Raw genomic sequence first — 25,131 nt, 5'->3', positions numbered from 1 at the left:
GGAGTAAGGCATGCTCCGTTCGGGAGTGGTGTCCGCGTGTCCTTGTCCGCGATGGCCATAGGAAGAAACCGGCACCCGTTCCGCGGATCACCGCGGGGTGCGGGGCCAAGGGCCCGGCCGGGCACTAGATTGAGCGCCGCGGCGCGTTGGGAACGGGCAGGGGGCAGGGGTTTCATGAACACCGAGGGCACGCACGACGGACCGGCGACCCGCGAGGGTCACGTCCCACGGCCGGCGGGCCCGCAGCCGCCGCCCGGGGCCCCGCCGAAGCCCCGGCACGCCCCCGCCGTCGGCGGCCCCTTCACCGACTGGCTGCGCACCCCCCGCCCGGGGGCCGAACCGGGCGTCTGGCGCTTCGGCCACGTCCCGCGCGCCGGGAGCGAGGAGGACCCCGCCACGGACCGGTCGCTGCTCAGCGGCGTGGTCATCTCCTTCCTCGCCTGCGTCCTGCTGTGGTCGCTGATCACCGACAACTACATCCCGTACACCGACCTGCCGGTCAAGCTGCTCACCCCGCACGACTGGTGGGAGCTCGGCGGCGCGCCCAGACCCGGGCCCGGCGTCGCCGCGCTCCAGGTGTACATGCTGCTCGTCACGGGGGCGCTGGTGGTGTGGTTCAGCCGCCTCGGCTCGTGGGGCCTGGCCTTCGAACGGCTCGTCGCGGCCCGCGGCCCCCGCGCGCGCGTCCTCGGCGCGGCGGCGCTGGCCCTGTTCGTCGTGGTGATCATCTGGACCCGGACCGTGCCACTCCTCAGCCTCGTCGGCGGCCACCTGCCCTACGCGGAGATGAGCCCGGGAGTGCAGCAGCTGGTCACCTACCTCGTGTACGGGGTGGTCCTGGCACCGGTCCTGGTCTTCTTCGCCCGGCTGGCCCGCCGGCCCGCCCCCACCCCCGGGCCCGGGACCGCACCCGTGGAGGCGGCCCCCGGCGCCGACCCCGCCGACTGGCCGGAGCTGCGCGCGGCCGGACTCGCCGCGGCCGCCGAGCGCCTCGGCGCCGAAGCCGCGGCCGGGCGGATGAACGACGTGGACTACACCCGCATCCGGCGCGCCTGGGAGTCCGTACGGGCCGACCCCAGCCGGCTGCGGGCCTTCGACACCGCAGTACGGGAGAAGGGCGCCGCCGCCTGCGTCCATCCCTCCGGCGACCGCGACCTGCCGGTCCGGGCCGCTCGCCACGACCTGCTGGCCCGCCAGGTGCTGCTCGGCACCGTCGAGGACGGGGAGCGCAACCCCTACGCCCGCCGCGGCACCGGGATCGCCCTCGATCCCGGCGTGCTCGGCACCTCCCTGCTGGCCGTCGGCCCCTCCGGCACCGGCAAGACCGCCCGCCTCGTCCGGCCCGTCGTCGAATCGCTCGCGCTCCAGGCGCTGGCCGGCCGGGCCGCCGTCGTCGCCGTCGGCGCGGCCGGTACCCAGCTCGGCCCCGACAGCGCCTACGACATCGTCGTGCGCGTCGGCGACCCCGCCTCCGTCCACGACCTCGACCTCTACGGCGGCACCGCCGACCCCGACGAAGCCGCCGGCCTCCTCGCCGAGGCCTTCGTCGGAGACGTCCCCGGCATCGACGTACGCCGGGCCGCGACCACCCTCGCCCAGCTGATCGGCCCCTTCCGGGAGGCGTACGGCCGCTTCCCCGCCGTACCCGAACTGCGCGAACTGCTCGACGGGGTGCCCTCCGCCCTCACCGCGCTCCGCCAGGCACTGGAGGGCACCGGCCGGCAGGCCATGCTCCGCGAGCTCGACGCGCGCCTGCGCCAGCAGGGGGCCCCCGGGGACCCCGGCCCGGCGCTCGCCGACCGGGCCGCCCTCCTCGACCGGCCCGCCTTCGCCGGCTTCTTCGACGTCGGGGCCTACGACGCCGCGGCGGCCGCTGGCGGCTCCGAGCGGCGGGGCCGCCCCTTCTCCCTGCGCGCCCTCGAACACCCCGTCCGGGTCCGCGTCGACCTCCCCGAACGGGGCCACGCCGACGCGTCCCGGATGCTGGCCCGGCTGCTCCTCGCCCAGTTCAACGCCTCCGCCGCCGCCCGCGCCGACCGCTCGCTGTTCGCCTTCCTCGCCCTGGACGACGCCGCGCACACCCTGACCCCGGAGACCGTCCGCGGCGTACAGCGGCTGCGCTCGGCCAACGCCGGGGTGCTGCTGACCCTGCGCACCCTGGACGACGTGCCGGAGGCCCTGCGCACGCCGCTGCTGGGCGCGGTCGGCTGCCGGATGGCCTTCTCCGGGGTCACCACCTGGGACGGGCAGCGTTTCGCCGAGGCCTGGGGCACCGAGTGGGTCGAGACCCGGGACGTCACCCACCGGACGGTCTTCGCCGACCAGCCGCTGACCCGGGCCCTCCACGCCTTCCGCAAGCTGGTCACCGGGAAGGCCGTGACCACCGACGCGGTGACCGTGCGCCAGGTGGAGCGCGAACGCTGGTCCGCCTCCGAGCTGGCGCACGCCGTCCCGCCCGGCTGCGCGGTGCTGTCGCTGACCTCCGTACAGGGGGAACGAGCCGCTCCGCTGCTGCTCCGGCTGGCGGGGACCGGCTGAGGGGACCCGTACGGGGTGGCAGAATCGAAAGGGGTCGTTCATACGACGTGGCGAAGACCCGCTCCGCGGCCCCGTCCCCTCCCTCCCCGTCTGGAACCCGATGCCGCTCACCCTCGCCTCGCTCGTCCAGCACTCGGCGCTCAAGCTCACCGTCCGGGCCGGGGAGAACCGCCTCGACACCCCCGTGCGCTGGGCCCACGTCAGCGAGCTCGCCGACCCCGTGCCGTACATGGAGGGCGGCGAGCTGCTGCTCGTCACCGCGATGAAGCTCGACGCGGACGACCCCGAGGAGATGCGCCGCTACGTACGGCGGCTGGCCGCCGCCGGGGTCGTCGGCATCGGCTTCGCGGTCGGGGTCAACTACGAGGCCATCCCCGAAGCGCTGCTCCAGGCCGCCCGCGAGGAGGACCTGCCGCTGCTGGAGGTGCCGAGGCGCACCCCGTTCCTCGCCATCAGCAAGGCCGTCTCCGCCGCGCTGGCCGCCGACCAGTACCGCGCCGTGACCGCCGGCTTCGAGGCGCAGCGGGAGCTGACCCGGGCCGCGCTGTCCCCCGACGGCCCGGCCGACCTGCTGGCGAAGCTGGCGGCCCACGTGCACGGCTGGGCCGCGCTGTACGACACCTCCGGCGCCGTCGTCGCCGCCGCCCCCGACTGGGCGGCGCGGCGGGCCGCCCGGCTCACCCCCGACGTGGAGCGGCTGCGGGAGCGGCCCGCGCCGGCGAGCGCGGTGGTGGGCGGCGCCGAGGACCGGGTCGAGCTCCAGTCCCTCGGCACCGGGCGCCGGGCCCGGGGCGCCCTCGCCGTCGGGACGGCGGCCCCGCTGGGCACCGCCGAGCGGTACGCGGTGCACTCCGCCGTCGCGCTGCTGACCCTGACCACCGAGCGCTCCCGGTCGCTGCACGACGCGGAGTCCCGGCTGGGCGCGGCCGTGCTGCGGATGCTGCTGGAGGGGGAGCCGGAGCACGCGCGGGCCGTGGCCGGAGACCTGTACGGGGCCCTGCTGGAAGCCCCGTTCCGCATCATCGTCGCCGAGCCGGCGCTGCCCGGGACGGCCCAGCCGGAGGGGCTGGCGCTGCTGGCCGACGCGGTGGAGTCGGCGGCGGCGCGGACCGGAGAGACGCTGCTGGTGGTCCCGGAACCGGGCCGGCTGGTGGTACTGGCCGCCGACGGGGGCTCGGCGGCACAGGCGTGCGCCGACCACGCGGAGGCCCAGGAGTCCCGGCGCGGCCGGGACGCGGCCGGGCCGGAGCCCGACGAACTGGTGGTCGGCCTGTCGGCGCCGGCCGGCCCGGCGGGGGTCGCGGCGGCCCTCAAGCAGGCCGACCAGTCCCTCGCGGTGGCCCGGCGGCGGGGGAGGGCGCTGGTCGAGCACGAGGACCTCGCGGCGGGCTCGGTCCTGCCGCTGCTCGCCGACGACGCCGTACGCGCCTTCGCGGACGGCACCCTGCGGGCCCTGCGGGAGCACGACGCGACCGGCCGCGGCGACCTGGTGGCCTCCCTCCAGGCGTGGCTCTCCCGCCACGGCCAGTGGGACGCCGCCGCCGCCGACCTCGGCGTCCACCGCCACACCCTGCGCTACCGCATGAAGCGCGTCGAGGAGATCCTCGGCCGCTCCCTGGACGACCCGGACGTCCGCATGGAGCTGTGGCTCGCCCTGAAGGCCGGCCCGCCGGCCTCCTGACGCGCGCGCCCCTCCCCGCGCACCCCTTCCGGCGCGCGCCGCACCGGCCCGTGACCGGGGCGCCGGGGGAGGGACAGTGCCAAAGCGGAGCAGGAGCGCGGGAAGGTGCTCCATGCCGGATAAACACGAAAGCCCGGCGGAGTCCTACCGTGGTGGGGACAACGACCCACCGCACACTCCGAAGGGCCGGGATTCGCATGACTTCCACCCACGCCTTCTGGCTCGCCGGCCGCCAGGCCACCGGCCAGGACAGCTTCGACGTCCACAACCCGTGGGACGGACGCCTGGTCGGCACGGTCAGCGTGCCCACCGACGCCCAGGTCGAAGAGGCCGTGGCCGCGGCGTACGCCGTGACGGCGGAGTTCTCCGCGACCCCCGCCCACGTACGCGCCGCCGCCCTGGACCACGTGTCCAAGCGGCTCGCGGAGCGCACCGAGGAGATCGCCCAGCTGATCTCCGCCGAGAACGGCAAGCCCGTCAAGTGGGCCCGCGGTGAGGTCGGCCGTGCGGTGTCCGTGTTCCGTTTCGCCGCCGAAGAGGCCCGCCGCTTCAACGGCGGAGAGGCCCAGCGCCTGGACACCGACGCCGGCGGCGTCGGCCGCCTGGCCCTGACCCGCCGCTTCGTCAAGGGCCCGGTCCTCGGCATCGCGCCGTTCAACTTCCCGCTGAACCTGTGCGCCCACAAGGTGGCCCCGGCCATCGCCGTCGGCGCGCCGATCATCCTGAAGCCGGCCCCGGCCACCCCGCTCTCCGGCCTGATCCTCGGCGAGCTGCTCGCCGAGACCGACCTGCCGGCCGGCTCGTGGTCCGTGCTGCCCGTCGCCAACGACAAGATGCCGGCCCTGGTCAAGGACGACCGCCTCCCGGTCATCTCCTTCACCGGCTCCGACACCGTCGGCTACGCCATCCAGCAGTCGGTGCCCCACAAGCACTGCACCCTGGAGCTGGGCGGCAACGCCGCGGCCGTCGTCCTCGCCGACTGGTCCTCCGACGCCGACCTCGACTGGGCCGCGACCCGCATCGCGACCTTCTCGAACTACCAGGCCGGCCAGTCCTGCATCTCCGTGCAGCGCGTGATCGCCGACGCCTCCGTCTACGACCGCCTCGTCGAGAAGGTCGTCGAGAAGGTCCGGGCCCAGGTCACCGGCGACCCCTCCGACGACGCCACCGACGTCGGCCCGCTGGTCTCCGAGGACGCCGCCAAGCGCGTCGAGTCCTGGGTGGACGAGGCCGTCTCCGCCGGCGCCAAGCTGCTCACGGGCGGCAAGCGCGACGGCGCCACGGTCGAGCCGACCGTCCTCGCGGACGTCCCGGCCGGCGTGAAGCTCGCCACCGAGGAGGTCTTCGGCCCGGTCCTGACCCTGACGAAGGTCGAGAACACCGACGAGGCCTTCGCCGCCGTCAACGACTCGAAGTTCGGCCTGCAGACCGGCGTCTTCACCCGCGACGTCCAGATCGCCTTCCGCGCGCACCGCGAGCTCGAGGTCGGCGGCGTGATCATCGGCGACGCCCCCTCCTACCGCGCCGACCAGATGCCGTACGGCGGCGTCAAGCAGTCCGGCGTGGGCCGCGAGGGCGTCCGCTACGCGATGGACGACTACACGTACGAGCGCGTCCTGGTCCTCACGGGCCTCGACATCTGACCGACTCGTACGGTCCCAGACCGACGGCCGGAGCCTACTGTGCGGGGGCTCCGGCCGTCCCCCTTTCCACCCCCGCCCTCCGGCACGGGATCCCCCTTTTGCAGGCGCCCGTATTTTCCCCGGCGTCCGGAGCGGGTACGACTGACAGGTAGCACCGATCGGTAGGCCCCCCGATGCGGCGAGGTGAGTACCCGGATGTCGGCAACACGGCCCGTACAGCCCAAGGTGACCGAGCGCGAGGCGCGGCAGGTCGCGGAAGCGGCCCGCGAGCAGGACTGGCGCAAACCCAGCTTCGCCAAGGAACTCTTCCTCGGCCGCTTCCGGCTCGACCTGATCCACCCCCACCCGTCGCCCGCCGACGAGGACGTCCGGCGCGGCGAGGCCTTCCTGGCCCGGCTGCGGGACTTCTGCGAGAACGAGATCGACGGGCGGCGCATCGAGCGCGAGGCGCGGATCCCCGACGAGACGGTGCGCGGGCTCAAGGAGCTCGGCGCGCTCGGCATGAAGATCGGAACCGAGTACGGCGGCCTCGGTCTCACCCAGGTCTACTACAACAAGGCGCTCGCCCTCGTCGGCTCCGTCAGCCCGGCCATCGGTGCCCTGCTCTCCGCGCACCAGTCGATCGGCGTGCCGCAGCCCCTGAAGATGTTCGGCACCAAGGAGCAGAAGGACGCCTACCTGCCGCGCTGCGCCACCTCCGCGATCAGCGCCTTCCTGCTCACCGAGCCGGACGTGGGCTCCGACCCGGCGCGGCTGGCCACCACCGCCGTGCCCGACCCGGAGGACGACGACACCTACGTCCTCGACGGGGTGAAGCTCTGGACCACCAACGGGGTGGTGGCCGACCTGCTCGTGGTCATGGCCCGCGTCCCCCGGAGCGAGAACCACCGCGGCGGCATCACCGCCTTCGTCGTGGAGGCCGACTCGCCGGGCATCACCGTCGAGCACCGCAACGCCTTCATGGGCCTGCGCGGCCTGGAGAACGGCGTCACCCGCTTCCACCGCGTCCGGGTGCCCGCCGCCCAGCGGATCGGCGCCGAGGGAGCCGGCCTCAAGATCGCGCTGACCACCCTCAACACCGGCCGGCTGTCCCTGCCCGCCATGTGCGTCGGCGCCGGCAAGTGGTGCCTGAAGATCGCCCGGGAATGGTCCGGCGTGCGCGAGCAGTGGGGCCGCCCCGTCGCCCGGCACGAGGCCGTCGGGGCGAAGATCTCCTTCATCGCCGCCACCACCTTCGCCCTGGAGGCCGTGGTCGACCTCGCCTCCCAGATGGCCGACGAGGACCGCAACGACATCCGCATCGAGGCCGCCCTCGCCAAGCTCTACGGCTCCGAGATGGCCTGCCTGATGGCCGACGAACTGGTCCAGATCCGCGGCGGGCGCGGCTTCGAGACGGCCGAGTCCCTCGCCGCCCGCGGCGAACGCGCCGTGCCCGCCGAACAGCTCCTGCGCGACCTGCGCATCAACCGGATCTTCGAGGGCTCCACCGAGATCATGCACCTGCTGATCGCCCGCGAGGCCGTCGACGCCCACCTCTCCGTCGCCGGGGACCTGATCGACCCCGAGAAGAACCTCGGGGACAAGGCGAAGGCCGGCGCCCGTGCCGCCGGCTTCTACGCCCGCTGGCTGCCCAAGCTCGCCACCGGCCCCGGCCAGGTGCCCGGCACCTACCGGGAGTTCCACCCGGCCGGCCACCCCGACCTCGCCACCCACCTGCGCTACGTCGAGCGCGGCGCCCGCAAGCTGGCCCGTGCGATGTTCATGGCCATGGCGCGCTGGCAGGGCCGCATGGAGACCAAGCAGGGCTTCCTCGGCCGGATCGTCGACATCGGCGCCGAGCTCTTCGCGATGAGCGCGGCCTGCGTGCGCGCCGAGCACCTGCGCGAGAGCGGCGACCACGGCCGCGAGGCCTACCAGCTCGCCGACGCCTTCTGCCGCCAGTCCCGGCTGCGCGTCGAGGAGCTCTTCGGCCGTCTGTGGTCCAACACCGACGACCTCGACCGCAAGGTCGTCGAAGGGGTCCTCGGCGGCGCCTACACCTGGCTGGAGGAGGGCGTCCTCGACCCTTCCGGCGACGGCCCGTGGATCGCGGACGCCGCTCCCGGCCCCTCCACCCGGGAAAACGTTCACCGTCCCCTGCGCTGACCTGCCATCATCGGCAGCAGACCGGACGGATGTACGAGTACGGGCGTACGGGCAGAGCACCGGTACCGGCACGAGCACGAGGCGGCGAGGACGATGGCGACGGCCGAGGAGGACCGGGCCCGCCGACGGCTGGCCTGGTGCGTGGCGCACCTGCTGCGCCACGCACCGCACGCCGTGGTGGCCGGCCTGGTCGACCGGCTCGACGGGCCCACCCGCACGTACCTGTGCCGCGACCAGTGGCTGCCCGCCGCCGCCGTCACCCTGCTGCTGCGCCACGGCACCGACACCGACCGGCACTACATCGCCCGCAACCCGCACGTCGTCGGCCGCCCGCTGCCCGGCCTGCCCGGCCCCGCGCGGTACGCCGCCCGGCCGGGGCCCTCGCCCGAACTGCTCGCCGAGACCGGCCCCGGCCCCCTCGCCCCCGACGAGCTGATCCGCCTGCTGCGCAGGCACGGCCGCCGCCCCCGGATCCCGCTCACCCTGCTCCGCATGCCGCACCTGCTCGACCTCCACGACCCCGGACCGCTGCTGCGCGCCCACGCCCGCGCCCCGCTGCCGGCCGGCGCGGTCGAGGCGCTGCTGCTGGCGGGCGGACTGCCCCGGGCGGCGTGCCGGGCGCTGCTCGACGCGCGCACGGGGGATCCGTACGGCCGCCACTGGTACCGGCCCGCCGTCCGCGCCGTCCGGATGGGCCTGCTGACCTGCGACGAGCTCGTCGCGTACGTGGCCCCCGCGCCCCGCACCCTGCTGCTCGGCCACCTCCCCGTCGCCCGCGGGCTGCGCTGGAGCCTGCCCGAACAGGCCGAGATGCAGTCGGCCGTGCACCGCGCCCTGCGCCCCGCCCTCGGCGACGACCCCCGGCTGTGGGCCGAACTGGGCCGCCGGGCCCCCGCCTTCCGCGGCACCCTGCCCGAACTGGCGGCCGCGCTGGCCGCGGGCACCCCGACCGCGCCCGGAGACGTACGCCACGACCCGGCGCTGGCCCGCGCCGTCCGCCACCTCGCCCCGGACCCGGTTCCCGCCGAGCCGGCCGGCGCGTGGGAACGCGAGCTGGCCCTGGTCAGCCTGGCCGTGCCGATGGAGACGGCCGCCGAGGACGTCCGCTGGGTCCGGGACTGCCTGGACCGGGGCCTGCTCACCGGCGCCGACGTGGTCCGGCACAAGGTCCCCGCCTGCTGGGCGCTCGACGAGGACCAGTGGCTCGGGGACATAGGCCACCCCGACCGCCACGACCGCCCGGCCGCCGTGCTCGCCGCCCGCGCGGAGGCCGACCGGCTCTTCGACGCGGCCCTCGGGAACGACACCGGGGCCTGGTGGCGCGCCGCCCGGGCGCTCCCCGACTTCGCCGGCACCCTGCCCGAACTCCTGGCGCGCGTCACGGACGGGGACTCCGTGTCCAAGCGCCCCTGAGTTGCGGCAACAATGGGGGGCATGAGCGACAGTCCAGCCCCCCTCGCCGATCCGCACCTCCTCTTCGACGCCGCGGCCGGCCGCCGGGACATCGTGATCCTCGGGTCGACCGGCTCCATCGGCACCCAGGCCATCGACCTCGCCCTGCGCCACCCGGACCGGTTCCCGGTCACCGCGCTGTCCGCCGCGGGCGGGCGCGTCGGGCTGCTGGCCGAGCAGGCACGGAAGCTGCGGGTCCAGGCCGTGGCCGTCGCCCGCGAGGACGCCGTACCGGCCCTGAAGGAGGCGCTGGGCGAGCAGTACGGCGCCGCCGAGCCGCTGCCCGAGATCCTGGCCGGGCCCGACGCCGCGACCGAACTCGCCGCCTCGCCCTGCCACACCGTCCTCAACGGCATCACCGGCTCCATCGGCCTCGCGCCCACCCTCGCGGCGCTGCGCGCGGGCCGCACCCTCGCCCTGGCCAACAAGGAGTCGCTGATCGTCGGCGGCCCGCTGGTCAAGGCCCTCGCCGCCCCCGGCCAGATCATCCCCGTGGACTCCGAGCACGCGGCCCTCTTCCAGGCCCTCGCCGCCGGCACCCGCGCCGATGTCCGCAAGCTCGTGGTCACCGCCTCCGGCGGCCCCTTCCGCGGCCGCACCCGCGCGGAGCTGGCCTCGGTGACCGTCGAGGACGCCCTCGCGCACCCCACCTGGGCCATGGGCCCGGTCATCACCGTGAACTCGGCGACCCTGGTCAACAAGGGGCTGGAGGTCATCGAGGCGCACCTGCTCTACGACATCCCCTTCGACCGCATCGAGGTCGTGGTCCACCCGCAGTCCTACGTGCACTCCATGGTCGAGTTCACGGACGGCTCCACCCTCGCCCAGGCCACCCCGCCGGACATGCGCGGCCCCATCGCGATCGGCCTCGGCTGGCCCCAGCGGGTCCCGGACGCCTCCCGCTCCTTCGACTGGACCAAGGCCTCCACCTGGGAGTTCTTCCCGCTCGACACCGAGGCCTTCCCGGCGGTCGGCCTCGCCCGGCACGTCGGTTCCCTGGGCGGCACCGCCCCCGCCGTCTTCAATGCGGCGAACGAGGAGTGCGTGGACGCCTTCCTGGCCGGTCGGCTGCCGTTCACGGCAATCATGGATACCGTCTCAGCAGTGGTCGACGAGCACGGATCGCCCGCGTCGGGAACTTCCCTGACGGTGGCGGACGTCCTCGAAGCGGAGACCTGGGCCAGGGCCCGGGCACGGGAGATGGCGGCGCGGGCCGCCGTGGAGGCGGGCGCATGACGGTACTGCTGACGGTGATCGGCATCCTCGTCTTCGTGATCGGGCTGCTGTTCTCCATCGCCTGGCACGAGCTCGGCCACCTCTCCACGGCCAAGCTCTTCGGCATCCGCGTGCCCCAGTACATGGTCGGCTTCGGCAGGACCATCTGGTCCCGCCAGAAGGGCGAGACCGAGTACGGGATCAAGGCCATCCCGATGGGCGGCTACATCCGCATGATCGGGATGTTCCCGCCCGGCGAGGACGGCAAGGTCACCGCCCGCTCCACCTCGCCGTTCCGGTCGATGATCGAGGACGCCCGCTCGGCGGCCTACGAGGAGCTCCGGCCCGGGGACGAGACGCGGCTCTTCTACACGCGCAAGCCCTGGAAGCGCGTGATCGTGATGTTCGCGGGCCCCTTCATGAACCTGGTGCTCGCCCTCGCGATCTTCTTCGGCGTCTGGATGACCTTCGGCATCAACCGGACGACCACGCAGATCGCGACCGTCTCGCCCTGCGTCATCCAGCAGAGCGAGAAGCGCGACGTCTGCAAGGACGGCGACCCGGTGGCCCCCGCGAAGAAGGCCGGACTGCGGGCCGACGACCGCATCGTCGCCTTCAACGGCAAGAAGGTGGCCGACTGGGCCGCCCTCCAGAAGCGGATCCGCGACACCGTCGGCCCCGCCACCGTCACGGTCGTGCGCGACGGGCAGCAGCTCAGCGTCCCCGTCACCCTGATCGCGAACCAGGTCGCCAAGACCGACGGCCACGGCGGCTACGTCAAGGGCGAGTACATCACCGCCGGCTGGCTCGGCTTCAGCCCGAAGAGCGAGATCGCCGCGCTGTCCTTCGGCGAGTCCGTCGACCACATGGCCGAGGTCGTCGACGGCAGCGTCCAGGGCCTGCTCAACCTCCCCGCCAAGATCCCCGCCCTGTGGAACGCGGCCTTCAGCGGAGGCGAGCGCGAGGCCGACTCCCCGATGGGCATCGTCGGAGCGGCCCGGATCAGCGGGGACATCGCCGCGCTGGACCTGCCCAGCGAGCAGAGGATGTCGATCCTGCTCAACGTGCTGGGCATGTTCAACCTCTCGCTCTTCCTGTTCAACATGCTGCCCCTGCTTCCCCTGGACGGCGGGCACATCGCCGGCGCCCTGTGGGAGTCCCTGCGCCGCACCGTGGCGAAGGTCTTCCGGCGCGCCGACCCCGGCCCCTTCGACGTGGCGAAGCTGATGCCCGCCGCGTACGTGGTCGCCGGCGTCTTCGTCTGCTTCACCCTGCTGGTGCTCGTCGCGGACGTGGTCAACCCCATCAAGATCACCTAGCCGTACGGCCCCCGCACCACGGCGCCACCGGAGCCGGGCACGCATCGTGCCCGGCTCCCCGCGTTCGGGTGGTGAGGCCCCTCGGATGCACGGGGCACGCGCGGCTTGGCGTAACCTCGAAGGCTGGAGCCCGCCGATCTCGGGACCTCGATCCACACCTTGGGGTTGCACAGCAGATGACCGCCATCTCTCTCGGAATGCCGTCCGTGCCGACGAAGCTTGCCGACCGCCGGGTCAGCCGCAAGATCCAGGTCGGTTCCGTGGCCGTCGGCGGCGACGCGCCGATCTCGGTGCAGTCGATGACCACGACCCGCACCTCCGACATCGGTGCCACGCTCCAGCAGATCGCCGAGCTGACCGCGTCCGGCTGCCAGATCGTCCGCGTCGCCTGCCCGACGCAGGACGACGCCGACGCGCTGGCCGTCATCGCGAAGAAGTCGCAGATCCCGGTCATCGCCGACATCCACTTCCAGCCCAAGTACGTCTTCGCGGCGATCGACGCCGGCTGCGCCGCCGTCCGCGTCAACCCGGGCAACATCAAGCAGTTCGACGACAAGGTCAAGGAGATCGCGTACGCCGCCAAGGAGGCGGGCACGCCGATCCGCATCGGCGTCAACGCCGGCTCCCTCGACGCCCGCCTGCTGAAGAAGTACGGCAAGGCCACCCCCGAGGCGCTCGTCGAGTCCGCGCTGTGGGAGGCCTCCCTCTTCGAGGAGCACGGCTTCGGCGACATCAAGATCTCGGTCAAGCACAACGACCCGGTCGTCATGGTCAACGCCTACCGCCAGCTCGCCGCCCAGTGCGACTACCCGCTGCACCTCGGCGTGACCGAGGCCGGCCCCGCCTTCCAGGGCACCATCAAGTCCGCCGTCGCCTTCGGCGCGCTGCTCTCCGAGGGCATCGGCGACACCATCCGCGTCTCCCTCTCCGCGCCGCCGGTCGAGGAGGTCAAGGTCGGCAACCAGATCCTGGAGTCGCTCAACCTCAAGCCGCGCCGCCTGGAGATCGTCTCCTGCCCCTCCTGCGGCCGCGCCCAGGTCGACGTCTACAAGCTGGCCGAGGAGGTCACGGCCGGCCTGGAGGGCATGACCGTCCCGCTGCGCGTCGCGGTCATGGGCTGCGTCGTCAACGGCCCCGGCGAGGCCCGCGAGGCCGACCTCGGCGTCGCCTCCGGCAACGGCAAGGGCCAGATCTTCGTCAAGGGCGAGGTCATCAAGACCGTCCCCGAGTCCAAGATCGTGGAGACCCTCATCGAAGAGGCGCTGAAGATCGCCGAGCAGATGGAGAAGGACGGCGTCACCTCGGGCGAGCCCAGCGTCGCCATCGGCGTCTGATCCGCACCGCCACGACCCGTCCCGGCCCGGCCCCGTCCCCGCAGCTCGCGGGGCGAGGCCGGGCCTTTTCGTGACCTGTGCGACCGGGCGGGCGCAGGTCGCGGCGGGTACAGTGCGGAGATCAGCAGACTTGCATGGTGAGGCACCGGTGTTGACGCAGACCACGACCAGGGTCCTTGAACCCAGTGATCTCGACGCCGCGCTCGGCATCCTCGGACGCGAGCCCGTCGAGAACGCCTTCGTCACCTCCCGGGTCCAGGTCGCCGGCCTCGATCCGTGGCGCCTGGGCGGCGAGATGTGGGGCTGGTACGCCGACGGCGAGCTCCGCTCCCTGTGCTACGCGGGAGCCAACCTGGTCCCCGTCTGCGCCGGACCCGACGCCGTACGCGCCTTCGCCGACCGGGCCCGCCGCACCGGCCGCCGCTGCTCCTCCATCGTGGGCCCCGCCGAACCCACCCGGCTGCTGTGGCAGCTCCTGGAGCCCAGCTGGGGACCGGCCCGCGACGTCCGCGCCCACCAGCCGCTGATGGTCACCGAGCGGCCGTCCGCCGAGATCGCCCCCGACCCGATGGTCCGCCGGATCCGCAAGGACGAGATGGACCTGATCATGCCCGCCTGCGTGGCCATGTTCACCGAGGAGGTCGGCATCTCGCCCATGGCCGGCGACGGCGGGCTGCTCTACCAGGCCCGCGTCGCCGAGCTCGTCGGCAGCGGCCGCTCCTTCGCCCGCGTCGAGAACGGCAAGGTCGTCTTCAAGGCCGAGATCGGCGCCGCCACCGCCGCCGCCTGCCAGATCCAGGGCGTCTGGGTGGCCCCGGAGTTCCGCGGCCGGGGGCACTCCGAGACCGGCATGGCAGCGGTCGTCGAGTACGCGCTGCGCGACGTGGCGCCCCTGGTCAGCCTCTACGTCAACGACTTCAACACCGCCGCCCGCGCCGCCTACCGCCGGGTCGGCTTCCGAGAGGTCGGCGCGTTCATGAGCGTCCTGTTCTGACCGCGGCCGGGGCGGCCGGTTTCGTCCCGGAAGCCGTACCGCGGCGCCCTACCTCCGAAGTAAGGTCGCCGCATGCTGCCTACTTCCCCGGGCGACGACCCCGCACGGCCCGCCGGTCTCCGCATCGGGCACCTCGACCTGGCAGGCCGGGTGGACGAGGCCCTGCGCGTCCAGGCCGTCGCCTTCGGGCTCAGCGAGGAAGAGGTCGGCATCCGGCGCTACATCGTCCAGCGCCACATGACCTGCCCCGGTGCCCGCGCGCTCGGCGCGTTCACCGACGACGGGGCGCTGGCCGGTTTCGTGTACGGCATGCCCAACGACCGCGGCCACTGGTGGTCCACGATCGTCGAGCCCTATCTGCGGGCGGGCGGCAGCGACTCCTGGCTCGACGACTCCTTCGTCATCACCGAGCTGCACGTCCACCCCGGCTTCCAGGGCCGCGGCGTCGGCCGCGCCCTCATCACCCGGATCACCGACAGCGCCGCCGAACCCCGCTCGATCCTCTCCGCCATCGACACCGACAGCCCGGCGCGCGGGCTGTACGCGTCCCTCGGCTACCGGGACCTGGCCCGCAAGGTCCACTTCCCGAGCGCGGGCCTGCCCTACGCCGTCATGGGCGCCCCGCTGCCCCTCCTGAGGCCCCCGCGGGCGCGCTGAATTCGTTTCGGGGCTCCGGGCCGCCCCCGATAGCCTCCCGGCATGTCCACTCACCACGTGCAGCGCATGTCCCGCCTCATGGCCAAGACCCTCCGCGAGGACCCGGCCGACGCCGAGACCCTCAGCCACCGCCTCCTGGTCCGGGCCGGCTACGTCCGGCGCAGCTCCGCCGGGGTGTGGACCTGGCTGCCGCTCGGCAAGAAGGTCCTGGACAACGTCGCGCGCATCGTCCGCGAGGAGATGGACGCGATCGGCGCGCAGGAGGTGCTGCTGCCGGCGCTGCTGCCGAAGGAGCCGTACGAGGTCAGCGGCCGCTGGTCGGAGTACGGGGACCTGCTGTTCCGGCTGAAGGACCGCAAGGGCGCCGACTACCTCCTCGGTCCGACCCACGAGGAGATCTTCACGCTCGTGGTGAAGGACCAGTGCACGTCCTACAAGGACCTGCCGGTCATGCTGTACCAGATCCAGACCAAGTACCGGGACGAGGCCCGGCCGCGGTCCGGCGTCCTGCGCGGCCGCGAGTTCCAGATGAAGGACTCGTACTCCTTCGACGTGTCCCAGGAGGGCCTGGAAGAGTCGTACCGGCTCCACCGCGAGGCCTACGTACGCATCTTCGAGCGCCTCGGCCTGGACCACCGCATCGTGTCGGCGGTCTCGGGCGCGATGGGCGGCTCGGCGTCGGAGGAGTTCCTGGCACCGGCCGGCGCGGGCGAGGACACGTTCGTGGACTGCCCCTCCTGCGACTACGCGGCGAACACGGAGGCGGTCACCTTCGCCCCGGCGCCCGCCGCCGCGGACGCCGGCCACGCCCCGCTGGAGGAGATCCCCACCCCCGACACCCCCACCATCGAGACCCTGGCCGCGCACCTCGGCGTCCCCGCCTCCGCGACCCTGAAGAACCTCCTGGTCAAGGTGGACGGCGAGATCACCGCCGTCGGCGTGCCGGGGGACCGCGAGGTGGACCTCGGCAAGCTGGGCGAGCACCTGGCCCCGGCGGTGGTGGAGCTGGTGACGGCGGAGGACTTCGCGGACCGGCCCGACCTGGTACGCGGCTACGTGGGCCCGCAGGGCCTTGACGGGGTCCGCTACCTCGCCGACCCCCGCGTCGCACCCGGCACCGCCTGGGTGACGGGGGCCAACAAGCCCGGTACCCACGCCCTCAACGTGGTCTGCGGCCGGGACTTCGAGGTGGACCGCTACCTGGACGTGGTCGTCGTCGAGCCCGGCGACCCCTGCCCGTCCTGCGGGGCGGGGCTGAAGCCGGCCCGGGCCATCGAGATCGGGCACATCTTCCAGCTGGGCCGCAAGTACGCCGACGCCTTCGGGCTGGACGTCCTCGGCAAGGAGGGCAAGCCGGTCCGGGTGACGATGGGCTCCTACGGCATCGGCGTCTCCCGGGCGGTGGCCGCGCTGGCCGAGCAGACGGCCGACGAGCGGGGCCTGTGCTGGCCCGCCTCGGTGGCGCCGGCCGACGTCCACGTGGTGGCGGCGGGCAAGGCGGGTCCGCTCGCGCTGGCGGAGGAGGCGGCCGGGGCGCTGGCCGCGGCGGGGCTGCGGGTCCTCTTGGACGACCGGCCGGGGCTGTCGCCCGGGGTCAAGCTGACGGACGCGGAGCTGATCGGCGTGCCGTGGATCCTGGTGGCGGGCAGGCGCTCCGCCGAGGGCGTCGTCGAGCTCCAGGACCGCGCCGCCGGCACCCGCGAGGAACTCCCCCTCGCCGAGGCCCTCTCCCGGCTGACCTGACCCGCGGCCGGGCCCGTCAGGAAGGCGCCGGCGGTTCGGGGGGCGTGGTCTGCGACGGCGGGACGGCGGGCCCGGCGGGGTTCCGGGCCGCGGGAGGGGCGGAAGCCCCGGGAGGCACGGAAGCCTCGGGAACGGCGGGAGGCACGGAAGCCTCGGGAACGGCGGGAGGGGCGGAAGCCTCGGGAACGGCGGGAGGGGCAGGGGCCCCGGGAGGGACGGGGGCCGCGCGCTCCAGGAAGCGCAGCAGCTCCACCGGGAAGGGGAGGACCAGGGTGGAGTTCTTCTCCGCCGCCACCGCGATCACCGTCTGCAGCAGCCGCAGCTGGAGCGCGGCCGGCTGGTCGGACATCACCGCAGCCGCCTCCGCCAGCTTGTGCGAGGCCTGGAGCTCCGCGTCCGCGTTGATGACCCGCGCCCGCCGCTCCCGGTCCGCCTCCGCCTGCCGCGCCATCGACCGCTTCATCGTCTCCGGCAGCGACACGTCCTTGATCTCCACCCGGTCGATCTGCACGCCCCAGCCCATCGCCGGACTGTCGATCATCAGCTCCAGCCCCTGGTTGAGCTTCTCGCGGTTCGACAGCAGGTCGTCCAGGTCGCTCTTGCCGATGATCGACCGCAGCGAGGTCTGCGCCATCTGGGAGACGGCGAACCGGTAGTCCTCCACCGCGATGATCGCGCTCGCGGGATCGACGACCTTGAAGTACACCACCGCGTCCACCCGCACCGTGACGTTGTCCCGGGTGATGCCCTCCTGCGCCGGCACCGGCAACGTCACGATCTGCAGGTTCACCTTCCGCAGCCGGTCCACGACCGGCACGATCACCGTGAATCCGGGCGGCCGGATGCCCTCGCGCAGCCGGCCGAAGCGGAAGACCACGCCCCGCTCGTACTGCTTCACCACCCGCGCGGCCGCGCCCAGATAGGCCGCGACGCCGGTGGCGGCGGCGATTCCCGCTGTCAGCAGTTCCTCGACCATGACGGCCCCCCGCCTGACGGGACGTACAGGACATACCTACCTATTCACGGTATGCCCTGCGATCCGCCCTACAACCAGGCCGCGAACTCCAGCAGCAGCTCCGCGTCCCTCCGCCGGCCCGCCGCAAGCGCCCGGCAGCCCGACTCCACCGCCCGGAACACCGTCCAGCCCCGCAGCCGCTCCCGGTCCACCTCCAGCGAGTCGGCGAGCTTGTTCACCCGCCGCCGCGCCCCCGCCGCCCCCGCCGAGGCGGCGACCTGGTCCTCCAGCCGGTCCCGGACCAGCCGGGCCAGGTCGTAGGCCCGCTCGCCGACCAGCGGGTCCGGGCCCACCGTCAGCCACGGCGCCCGCTCGCCGGCCAGCACCTTGCCCTGCCGGAAGTTCCCGTGCAGCAGCAGCTCCTCGCCGGGCGTCCCGGTCAGCTCCTCCCGCAGCGCCACCGCCGAGTCCGCCAGCGCCCGCGCCTCCGGCGGCGCCGACCGCAGCGGCGCGCACTGAGCGGCGGTGCGCTCCGCCACCGTCTCGAACGGATGGCCCTGCGGCGGGGCCACCCACAGCCGGCGCAGCGTGCCGCAGGCCTCCAGCAGGGCCTTGGCCTCCGGCAGCGAACGCAGCGACACGTCCGGGTGCAGCCGTTCCAGCAGCAGCGCCCCGTCCTCCTCGTGGTGGCGCGAGTCGAGGACCCGTACGGCCCCGAAGCCGCCCCAGTGGGCGAGCGCGGCCAGCTCCCGGCCGGGAGCGGCCCCCGGCGGCGCCAGCTTCAGGACGGCCGGGGTGCCGTCCGGGTAGCGGACCAGCAGCACCACGCTGCTGCGCCCGCCCGGGGTCTGGACCCGCTGCGCCGTCACGTCCCGCCGCTTCAGCGCCTCCTCGGCGAGCTCGGGCACGCGCTCCAGCCACTCCGTGTCCCGCTCGGTCGGCGGCAGCTCGCCGAGCGCCCGTACGAGCCGCTGCGGCGGTTCGAAAGCCATGCGTGCGTGGTCCCTTTCAGCCGGTACGGGCCCCCTACGAGCGTTCCGTGAGCCCAGGGAAGGCTACGCCGACACCGCGCCAGCGCGCCGCGCGCACGGCCGCGGCGCTCAGCGCGTCAGCCGCCTCGCGGCGCAACTGGCCGCCCGCCGACCGCACCAGGTCCGAGTACGCGCCCGCCACCCGGTCCTCGATCACGGCGGCCAGCCGCTCCGTGTCGGCAGGGGTGCGCAGCTCGAAGGGCAGGGCGTACGCGGCCTCGGCGGGCTGCGGCGCGCCGCCCAGCTCCCGCACGGTCCGGGTCAGCCGGTCGCGGCGGGCCAGGTGGCCGGCGTACGCCTCCCGGGCCTCGGTCGCCCGGGCGGGCGCGACCCGCGCCCCGATCACTCCGTACCCGTACGCGGCCGCGTGCTCGGCGGCCAGCGCGGCCTGGGCGGCCCGCAGGGCCCCGCCGGGGGAGGGGGTGGGCGAGGGCTTCACGAGGCGGCTCCCGGGGTGGAGGTCAGCAGATAGGCGTGGACGGCCCCGCAGGCCGCCACCGAGGCGAGCATCCGGGCCAGTTCCCCGGGGGCGCCGGCCAGGGCGATGGTCCGGGCCTCGGACAGGCTCCGTTCGGCGTCCGCGAGCGCGCTCAGGGCCTCGGCCGGCTGCTGCGGAACCGGTTCGCCGCCCGCGGCCGGCGCACCGGGAGCGCCGGGAGCGGGCGCCGCGGCCCCGGACGCGGCGGCGGAGGGCGGACCCGGCCGGGCGGCCGGCTCACGGGCCGCCGGGTCCGCGAAGGCCAGGGCCGCGGTGTGCGCCGCGACGGCGGCGCGCAGCGGCGCGAGCCGCCCCGCGAGCCCGGGATGGGCCGCCGCGGTGGCGTCGTAACGTTCCAGCAGTCGCTCGCTGTCACGAACGGCGTCCTCCCGCATCCGCCGTTCGAGCGGAATCCCGCCGTCGGCACCGGAGGCGTCACCGCCACCGGTGCACCCGGTGAGCAGCACGGCCCCGGCCGCACCGGCGGCTCCGGCGAGCAGGCTCCTTCGTGAGGGCGAGGGCCTCAAAGGCGTGGTCCAGGGCACGGCGGCGTCCTCGGGGGGTGACGGCGGGGCAGGTGTGATCACGGTACCCGGGGGTCCCGTCCGGAGCGCGGACGGCAACACCCTCCGCGACCGGATACCCTTTGACCTGACACGACGGAAAACCACAACAGCACACGCGGCCGAGGAGTCACCCGGATGAGCACGACCCAGAGCGACAGGCTGCGCGGACTGCTGGAGCCACTCGTCGCCGCCAAGGGCCTGGACCTCGAGGACATCGAGCTTTCCAAGGCGGGCAAGCGCCGGATGCTGCGCATCATCGTGGATTCCGATGAGGGTGTCGACCTGGACGAATGCGCCGAGCTGAGCCGTGAGATCTCCGACCGGCTCGACGAGTCCGATGTGATGGGCGAGGACGAGTACAACCTCGAAGTCAGCTCCCCGGGCGCGGACCGCCCGCTCAGCGAGCACCGTCACTACGTTCGGGCGATCGGCCGCCTCGTGAAGTTCCAGCTGTCCGCCGAAGGTGGAAAGGATGCCGGCGAACTGGTCGCCCGCATCCTCGGCGTCGACGACGAGGGTATGGACCTCGAAATCCCGGGTGTGAAGGGCCGCAAGGCGACCGCCCGTCGTATCGCTTTCACCGACATCGCCAAGGCGCGAGTCGAGATCGAGTTCAGCCGCAAGGACAAGAAGGAAGAGGAGGCGTAGCCGTGGACATCGACATGAGTGCCCTGCGGGGTCTGGTCCGGGAGAAGGAGATCTCCTTCGACCTGCTCGTCGAGGCGATCGAGTCGGCCCTCCTCATCGCGTACCACCGCACCGAGGGCAGCTTCCGGCGCGCCCGTGTCGTGCTCGACCGCACCAACGGTCACGTGGTCGTGTGGGCGACGGAGGACCCGAGGGACCTCGAAGAGGGGCAGGAGCCCAAGGAGTTCGACGACACCCCGTCGGACTTCGGGCGGATCGCCGCGACGACCGCCAAGCAGGTGATCCTCCAGCGTCTGCGCGACGCCGAGGACGACCTGACCTTCGGCGAGTTCGCCGGCCGCGAGGGCGACGTCATCACCGGCGTGGTCCAGCAGGGCAAGGACCCCAAGAACGTCCTCGTCGACATCGGCAAGCTGGAGGCCATCCTGCCGGTGCAGGAGCAGGTCCCGGGCGAGGAGTACACGCACGGCCTCCGCCTCAAGGCGTACGTCGTGCGCGTGGCGAAGGGTGTCCGCGGTCCGTCCGTGACCCTGTCGCGCACCCACCCCAACCTGGTGAAGAAGCTCTTCGCGCTGGAGGTCCCGGAGATCGCCGACGGCAGCGTCGAGATCTCCGCGATCGCCCGCGAGGCCGGTCACCGCACCAAGATCGCCGTCCGGTCCACCCGCTCGGGCCTCAACCCGAAGGGCGCCTGCATCGGCCCGATGGGCGCCCGCGTGCGCAACGTGATGGCCGAGCTGCACGGCGAGAAGATCGACATCGTCGACTGGTCGGACGACCCGGCGGAGATGGTGGCGAACGCCCTCTCACCCGCCCGGGTGAGCAAGGTCGAGGTCGTCGACTGGGACACCCGGTCCGCCCGGGTGACCGTGCCCGACTACCAGCTGTCGCTGGCGATCGGCAAGGAGGGCCAGAACGCCCGCCTGGCCGCCCGGCTCACCGGCTGGCGCATCGACATCCGGCCCGACACCGAGGTACCCGCCGACGCGGACGCCCGTGCCTGACCGGGAATAAACCGCTACCCGCCGGAGGTTCCCGGCGGGTAGACAGGTACTCCGGGAGTCCCGGAGCACCGAGTGGATCACGACGACATCCGTTCGATTTTTCGCCTGAAGGGGTGAGGTCGGTACGGGGAGGTAGACTTAGGCGTGTCTGGCCGGACGCAAGCCCGCGCATGCCCCGAACGCACCTGTGTGGGGTGCCGGGAGCGAGCGGCCAAGAGCGATCTGCTGCGGATCGTGGCGATCGGGGACGAATGCGTCCCCGATCCTCGCGGTACGCTGCCCGGCCGGGGTGCCTACGTGCACCCCGCCGTGGTCTGCCTCGACCAGGCGGTCCGCCGCCGGGCGTTCCCCCGGGCCCTCAGGTCCGCCGGAGCGCTCGACACGGAGGAACTGCGCAAAGCCCTGGCGGCAACGGCCGAGGCGACACCGTAAGAAGTAGTACGGCACGGAAACCCCGTGCGGTCAGGTACCTCGCGAGTTGGAAGTAGGTCGAGATTGCGATGAGCACTCGATGAGTACGCGATGAGTACGCCCATGAAGTAGCGACGGTCCGGCGTAACCCGGACCTAAAAGGAGCGAAGTGGCTAAGGTCCGGGTATACGAACTCGCCAAGGAGTTCGGAGTCGAGAGCAAGGTCGTCATGGCCAAGCTCCAAGAACTCGGTGAATTCGTCCGTTCGGCGTCCTCGACGATCGAGGCGCCGGTTGTACGCAAGTTGACTGACGCACTGCAGGGGCCCGGCGGCAACGCCGGCAAGTCCGCTGCGAAGCCCGGCGCGCCCCGCAAGGCCGCGCCCGCCAAGCCCGCGGCGCCCTCCCCGGCCGCCGCGGCACGTCCCGCCGCCCCCAAGCCCGGCGCACCGGTGGCCCCCAAGCCCGCCGCCGCCGAGGCCCCCGCGGCCACCCCGGTGACTCCGGCCGCCCCCGGCCCGCGTCCCGGTCCCAAGGCTCCCGCCCCGAAGCCCGCTCCGGCGGCTCCCGTGGCGACCGAGTTCTCCGCGCCCCCGGCGGCTCCCGCCGCCCCGGCGCGTCCCGCCGCGGCCCCCGGCCCGCGTCCGGCGCAGCAGCGCCCGGCCGCCCCGGGTCAGGGTGCCCGTCCCGGCGCCCCGCGTCCGGCCGGCTCCACCCCCGGCGGCCAGGGCCAGCGCCCGGCCGGCGGTTCCCAGGCCCCGCGTCCCGGCGGCGCCCGTCCGGCCGGTCCCCGTCCGGGCAACAACCCCTTCACCTCCGGCGGCTCGACCGGCATGGCGCGCCCGCAGGCGCCCCGTCCGGCCGGCGCTCCCCGTCCCGGTGCCCCCGGCACCGGCGGCCAGGGTGCCCCGCGTCCGCAGGCCGGCCCCGGCGGCGCCCCGCGTCCGCAGGGTCCCGGCGGCGCCCGTCCCACCCCGGGCGGCATGCCCCGTCCCCAGGGCGGCGCTCCGCGTCCGGGTGGTGCTCCCGGTGGTAACCGTCCGAACCCGGGCATGATGCCGCAGCGTCCCGCTGCCGGTGGTCCCGGTCCCCGTCCCGGCGGCGGCCCCGGTGGCCGTGGTCCCGGTGCCGGTGGCCCGCGTCCCGGTGGTGGCGCCGGTCGTCCCGGCGGCGGCTTCGCCGGCCGTCCGGCCGGTCCGGGCTCCCGCCCGGCGGGCGGCGGCTTCGGCGGCCCGCGTCCGGGTGGCGGCGGCTTCGGCGGCGGCCCGGCCGGTGCCGGTGGCGGCGGTCGTCCCGGCTTCGGTGGCCGTCCCGGCGGTCCCGGTGCCCGTGGTGGCACGCAGGGCGCCTTCGGCCGTCCCGGCGGTCCGGCCCGTCGCGGCCGCAAGTCCAAGCGCCAGCGTCGCCAGGAGTACGAGGCCATGCAGGCCCCGTCGGTCGGCGGCGTGATGCTGCCGCGCGGTGGCGGCGAGACCGTGCGCCTGTCGCGCGGTGCCTCCCTCACCGACTTCGCGGAGAAGATCAACGCCAACCCGGCGTCGCTCGTCGCCGTGATGATGAACCTCGGCGAGATGGTCACCGCCACGCAGTCCGTCTCCGACGAGACCCTGCAGCTCCTCGCGGGCGAGATGAACTACACCGTTCAGATCGTCAGCCCGGAGGAGGAGGACCGCGAGCTCCTCGAGGGCTTCGACATCGAGTTCGGCGAGGACGAGGGCGGCGAGGAGTTCCTGCTCCCGCGTCCGCCGGTCGTCACCGTCATGGGTCACGTCGACCACGGTAAGACCCGACTGCTCGACGCCATCCGCAAGACGAACGTCGTCGCGGGCGAGGCCGGTGGCATCACGCAGCACATCGGTGCGTACCAGGTCTCCACCGAGGTCAACGACGAAGAGCGTCGCATCACCTTCATCGACACCCCCGGTCACGAGGCGTTCACCGCCATGCGTGCCCGTGGTGCCAAGTCGACCGACATCGCGATCCTCGTGGTCGCGGCCAACGACGGCGTCATGCCGCAGACGATCGAGGCGCTCAACCACGCCAAGGCCGCCGGCGTCCCGATCGTCGTCGCGGTCAACAAGATCGACGTCGAGGGTGCCGACCCGACCAAGGTGCGCGGTCAGCTCACCGAGTTCGGTCTGGTCGCCGAGGAGTACGGCGGCGACACGATGTTCGTCGACATCTCCGCCAAGCAGGGTCTGCACATCGACTCCCTGCTCGAGGCCGTCGTCCTCACCGCCGACGCCTCCCTCGACCTGCGCGCCAACCCCGAGCAGGACGCTCAGGGTATTGCGATCGAGTCCCACCTCGACCGCGGCCGCGGTGCCGTCGCCACCGTCCTCGTCCAGCGCGGTACCCTCCGCGTCGGCGACACGATGGTCGTGGGCGACGCCTACGGCCGAGTGCGCGCCATGCTCGACGACAAGGGCAACAACGTCGAGGAAGCGGGTCCGTCGACCCCCGTCCTGGTCCTGGGTCTCACCAACGTCCCCGGCGCCGGCGACAACTTCCTCGTCGTCGACGAGGACCGCACGGCCCGCCAGATCGCCGAGAAGCGGGCGGCGCGCGAGCGCAACGCCAACTTCGCCAAGCGCGTCCGTCGCGTGTCCCTCGAGGACCTCGACTCCGTGCTCAAGGCCGGTCTGGTCCAGGAACTCAACCTCATCATCAAGGGCGACGCGTCCGGTGCGGTCGAGGCTCTCGAGTCCTCGCTGCTCCAGCTCGACGTCGGTGAAGAGGTCGACATCCGGGTCCTGCACCGCGGTGTGGGTGCGGTCACCGAGTCCGACATCTCGCTGGCGATGGGCTCCGACGCCATCGTCATCGGTTACAACGTCCGTGCGGCCGGCCGTGCCGCGCAGATGGCGGACCGCGAGGGCGTCGACGTCCGGTACTACTCGGTGATCTACCAGGCCATCGAGGAGATCGAGGCGGCCCTCAAGGGTCTGCTCAAGCCGGAGTACGAAGAGGTCGAGCTCGGTACGGCGGAGATCCGCGAGATCTTCCGCTCGTCCAAGCTGGGCAACATCGCCGGTGTCCTGGTCCGCTCGGGCGAGGTCAAGCGCAACACCAAGGCGCGGCTCCTGCGCGATGGCAAGGTCATCGCCGAGAACCTCACCATCTCCGGTCTGCGCCGCTTCAAGGACGACGTCACCGAGATCCGCGAAGGCTTCGAGGGCGGTATCAACCTCGGTTCCTTCAACGACATCAAGATCGACGACGTCATCGCGACGTACGAGATGCGCGAGAAGCCCCGCGCGTAAGCGCGAGGCACATCGCACCGTGTCGTAACCCGGGGCCGGTCGGCGGAATATCCGT

At 73.6% G+C, this 25,131-nt stretch carries 19 protein-coding genes; 15 read left to right on the top strand and 4 right to left on the bottom strand.

All coding sequences use genetic code 11. The features are described 5' to 3' along the window. Positions 1-174 precede the first annotated feature (174 nt). The 11 genes from ACFY7H_RS25210 to ACFY7H_RS25160 all read left to right on the top strand — a co-directional run bounded on the left by ACFY7H_RS25210 (position 175) and on the right by ACFY7H_RS25160 (position 16,721). A complete protein-coding gene (locus ACFY7H_RS25210) occupies positions 175-2,538 on the top strand; it encodes an ATP/GTP-binding protein (protein WP_388941910.1) in 2,364 nt (787 codons plus the stop codon). A gap of 100 nt (positions 2,539-2,638) precedes the next feature. Beyond that, positions 2,639-4,219, top strand: coding sequence for a PucR family transcriptional regulator (locus ACFY7H_RS25205; RefSeq protein ID WP_388941907.1), 1,581 nt, complete (start codon positions 2,639-2,641; stop codon positions 4,217-4,219). 197 nt (positions 4,220-4,416) lie between these two features. Further along, positions 4,417-5,862 (top strand): aldehyde dehydrogenase family protein, encoded by a 1,446-nt coding sequence (locus ACFY7H_RS25200; RefSeq protein ID WP_388941905.1) that lies wholly within the window; start codon positions 4,417-4,419, stop codon positions 5,860-5,862. A gap of 195 nt (positions 5,863-6,057) precedes the next feature. Continuing rightward, positions 6,058-8,007 (top strand): acyl-CoA dehydrogenase family protein, encoded by a 1,950-nt coding sequence (locus ACFY7H_RS25195; RefSeq protein ID WP_388941902.1) that lies wholly within the window; start codon positions 6,058-6,060, stop codon positions 8,005-8,007. A gap of 93 nt (positions 8,008-8,100) precedes the next feature. Beyond that, positions 8,101-9,420, top strand: coding sequence for a hypothetical protein (locus ACFY7H_RS25190; protein ID WP_388941898.1), 1,320 nt, complete (start codon positions 8,101-8,103; stop codon positions 9,418-9,420). A 12-nt stretch (positions 9,421-9,432) separates the two neighbouring features. Continuing rightward, positions 9,433-10,695, top strand: coding sequence for a 1-deoxy-D-xylulose-5-phosphate reductoisomerase (gene dxr, locus ACFY7H_RS25185; RefSeq protein WP_388941896.1), 1,263 nt, complete (start codon positions 9,433-9,435; stop codon positions 10,693-10,695). Further along, entirely contained in the window at positions 10,692-11,993 is a 1,302-nt protein-coding gene (locus ACFY7H_RS25180) for a M50 family metallopeptidase (protein WP_388941893.1), read from the top strand. The genes dxr and ACFY7H_RS25180 overlap by 4 nt, the downstream gene beginning before the upstream one ends. Before the next feature lie 176 nt (positions 11,994-12,169). Then, a complete protein-coding gene (ispG, locus tag ACFY7H_RS25175; RefSeq protein WP_388941890.1) occupies positions 12,170-13,327 on the top strand; it encodes a flavodoxin-dependent (E)-4-hydroxy-3-methylbut-2-enyl-diphosphate synthase in 1,158 nt (385 codons plus the stop codon). Positions 13,328-13,478: 151 nt separating this feature from the next. Next, positions 13,479-14,321, top strand: coding sequence for a GNAT family N-acetyltransferase (locus ACFY7H_RS25170; RefSeq protein ID WP_388941887.1), 843 nt, complete (start codon positions 13,479-13,481; stop codon positions 14,319-14,321). 72 nt (positions 14,322-14,393) lie between these two features. Continuing rightward, positions 14,394-14,978 (top strand): GNAT family N-acetyltransferase, encoded by a 585-nt coding sequence (locus ACFY7H_RS25165; RefSeq protein ID WP_388941884.1) that lies wholly within the window; start codon positions 14,394-14,396, stop codon positions 14,976-14,978. A 42-nt stretch (positions 14,979-15,020) separates the two neighbouring features. Further along, complete coding sequence (locus tag ACFY7H_RS25160) at positions 15,021-16,721, top strand: proline--tRNA ligase (protein WP_388941881.1); 1,701 nt, start codon at positions 15,021-15,023, stop codon at positions 16,719-16,721. 16 nt (positions 16,722-16,737) lie between these two features. On the opposite strand, the gene ACFY7H_RS25155 is transcribed toward ACFY7H_RS25160, so the two are convergent. The 4 genes from ACFY7H_RS25155 to ACFY7H_RS25140 form a co-directional block, all read right to left on the bottom strand. Continuing rightward, positions 16,738-17,697: a slipin family protein gene (locus ACFY7H_RS25155; protein ID WP_388941878.1), complete on the bottom strand. Its 960-nt coding sequence runs from the start codon at positions 17,695-17,697 to the stop codon at positions 16,738-16,740. A 68-nt stretch (positions 17,698-17,765) separates the two neighbouring features. Further along, on the bottom strand, positions 17,766-18,668 hold the full coding sequence (locus ACFY7H_RS25150) for an aminoglycoside phosphotransferase family protein (RefSeq protein ID WP_388941876.1): 903 nt from the start codon (positions 18,666-18,668) through the stop codon (positions 17,766-17,768). Between the two features lie 34 nt (positions 18,669-18,702). Then, complete coding sequence (locus ACFY7H_RS25145) at positions 18,703-19,146, bottom strand: ferritin-like domain-containing protein (RefSeq protein ID WP_388941873.1); 444 nt, start codon at positions 19,144-19,146, stop codon at positions 18,703-18,705. Further along, entirely contained in the window at positions 19,143-19,730 is a 588-nt protein-coding gene (locus ACFY7H_RS25140; RefSeq protein ID WP_388941871.1) for a hypothetical protein, read from the bottom strand. Before ACFY7H_RS25140 ends, ACFY7H_RS25145 begins: the two co-directional genes overlap by 4 nt. Positions 19,731-19,886: 156 nt before the next feature. Between ACFY7H_RS25140 and rimP the strand changes: the two genes are divergently transcribed. The 4 genes from rimP to infB all read left to right on the top strand — a co-directional run bounded on the left by rimP (position 19,887) and on the right by infB (position 25,076). Next, positions 19,887-20,399: a ribosome maturation factor RimP gene (rimP, locus tag ACFY7H_RS25135; protein WP_388941868.1), complete on the top strand. Its 513-nt coding sequence runs from the start codon at positions 19,887-19,889 to the stop codon at positions 20,397-20,399. Between the two features lie 2 nt (positions 20,400-20,401). Then, positions 20,402-21,403, top strand: a complete 1,002-nt coding sequence (gene nusA, locus ACFY7H_RS25130) for a transcription termination factor NusA (protein ID WP_388941865.1) — start codon at positions 20,402-20,404, stop codon at positions 21,401-21,403. A 144-nt stretch (positions 21,404-21,547) separates the two neighbouring features. After that, complete coding sequence (locus ACFY7H_RS25125; protein WP_388941862.1) at positions 21,548-21,835, top strand: YlxR family protein; 288 nt, start codon at positions 21,548-21,550, stop codon at positions 21,833-21,835. Between the two features lie 148 nt (positions 21,836-21,983). Next, the gene (gene infB / locus ACFY7H_RS25120; protein ID WP_388941859.1) at positions 21,984-25,076 is read left to right on the top strand and encodes a translation initiation factor IF-2; all 3,093 of its coding nucleotides are present in this window, start codon (positions 21,984-21,986) and stop codon (positions 25,074-25,076) included. The last annotated feature ends 55 nt before the right edge of the window (positions 25,077-25,131 follow it).

Source organism: Streptomyces sp. NPDC012794 (assembly GCF_042901085.1).
In the GTDB taxonomy this organism is placed as follows: domain Bacteria; phylum Actinomycetota; class Actinomycetes; order Streptomycetales; family Streptomycetaceae; genus Streptomyces.
This window is presented reverse-complemented; position numbering and strand designations above follow the sequence as displayed.

What these genes read in the sequence shown, in the direction of transcription:
- ACFY7H_RS25210 (WP_388941910.1), top strand. Translation starts at nt 175, where the DNA reads ATGAACACCGAGGGCACGCACGACGGACCGGCGACCCGCGAGGGTCAC.
- ACFY7H_RS25205 (WP_388941907.1), top strand. Translation starts at nt 2,639, where the DNA reads ATGCCGCTCACCCTCGCCTCGCTCGTCCAGCACTCGGCGCTCAAGCTC.
- ACFY7H_RS25200 (WP_388941905.1), top strand. Translation starts at nt 4,417, where the DNA reads ATGACTTCCACCCACGCCTTCTGGCTCGCCGGCCGCCAGGCCACCGGC.
- ACFY7H_RS25195 (WP_388941902.1), top strand. Translation starts at nt 6,058, where the DNA reads ATGTCGGCAACACGGCCCGTACAGCCCAAGGTGACCGAGCGCGAGGCG.
- ACFY7H_RS25190 (WP_388941898.1), top strand. Translation starts at nt 8,101, where the DNA reads ATGGCGACGGCCGAGGAGGACCGGGCCCGCCGACGGCTGGCCTGGTGC.
- dxr (WP_388941896.1), top strand. Translation starts at nt 9,433, where the DNA reads ATGGGGGGCATGAGCGACAGTCCAGCCCCCCTCGCCGATCCGCACCTC.
- ACFY7H_RS25180 (WP_388941893.1), top strand. Translation starts at nt 10,692, where the DNA reads ATGACGGTACTGCTGACGGTGATCGGCATCCTCGTCTTCGTGATCGGG.
- ispG (WP_388941890.1), top strand. Translation starts at nt 12,170, where the DNA reads ATGACCGCCATCTCTCTCGGAATGCCGTCCGTGCCGACGAAGCTTGCC.
- ACFY7H_RS25165 (WP_388941884.1), top strand. Translation starts at nt 14,394, where the DNA reads ATGCTGCCTACTTCCCCGGGCGACGACCCCGCACGGCCCGCCGGTCTC.
- ACFY7H_RS25160 (WP_388941881.1), top strand. Translation starts at nt 15,021, where the DNA reads ATGTCCACTCACCACGTGCAGCGCATGTCCCGCCTCATGGCCAAGACC.
- ACFY7H_RS25155 (WP_388941878.1), bottom strand. Translation starts at nt 17,697, where the DNA reads ATGGTCGAGGAACTGCTGACAGCGGGAATCGCCGCCGCCACCGGCGTC.
- ACFY7H_RS25150 (WP_388941876.1), bottom strand. Translation starts at nt 18,668, where the DNA reads ATGGCTTTCGAACCGCCGCAGCGGCTCGTACGGGCGCTCGGCGAGCTG.
- rimP (WP_388941868.1), top strand. Translation starts at nt 19,887, where the DNA reads ATGAGCACGACCCAGAGCGACAGGCTGCGCGGACTGCTGGAGCCACTC.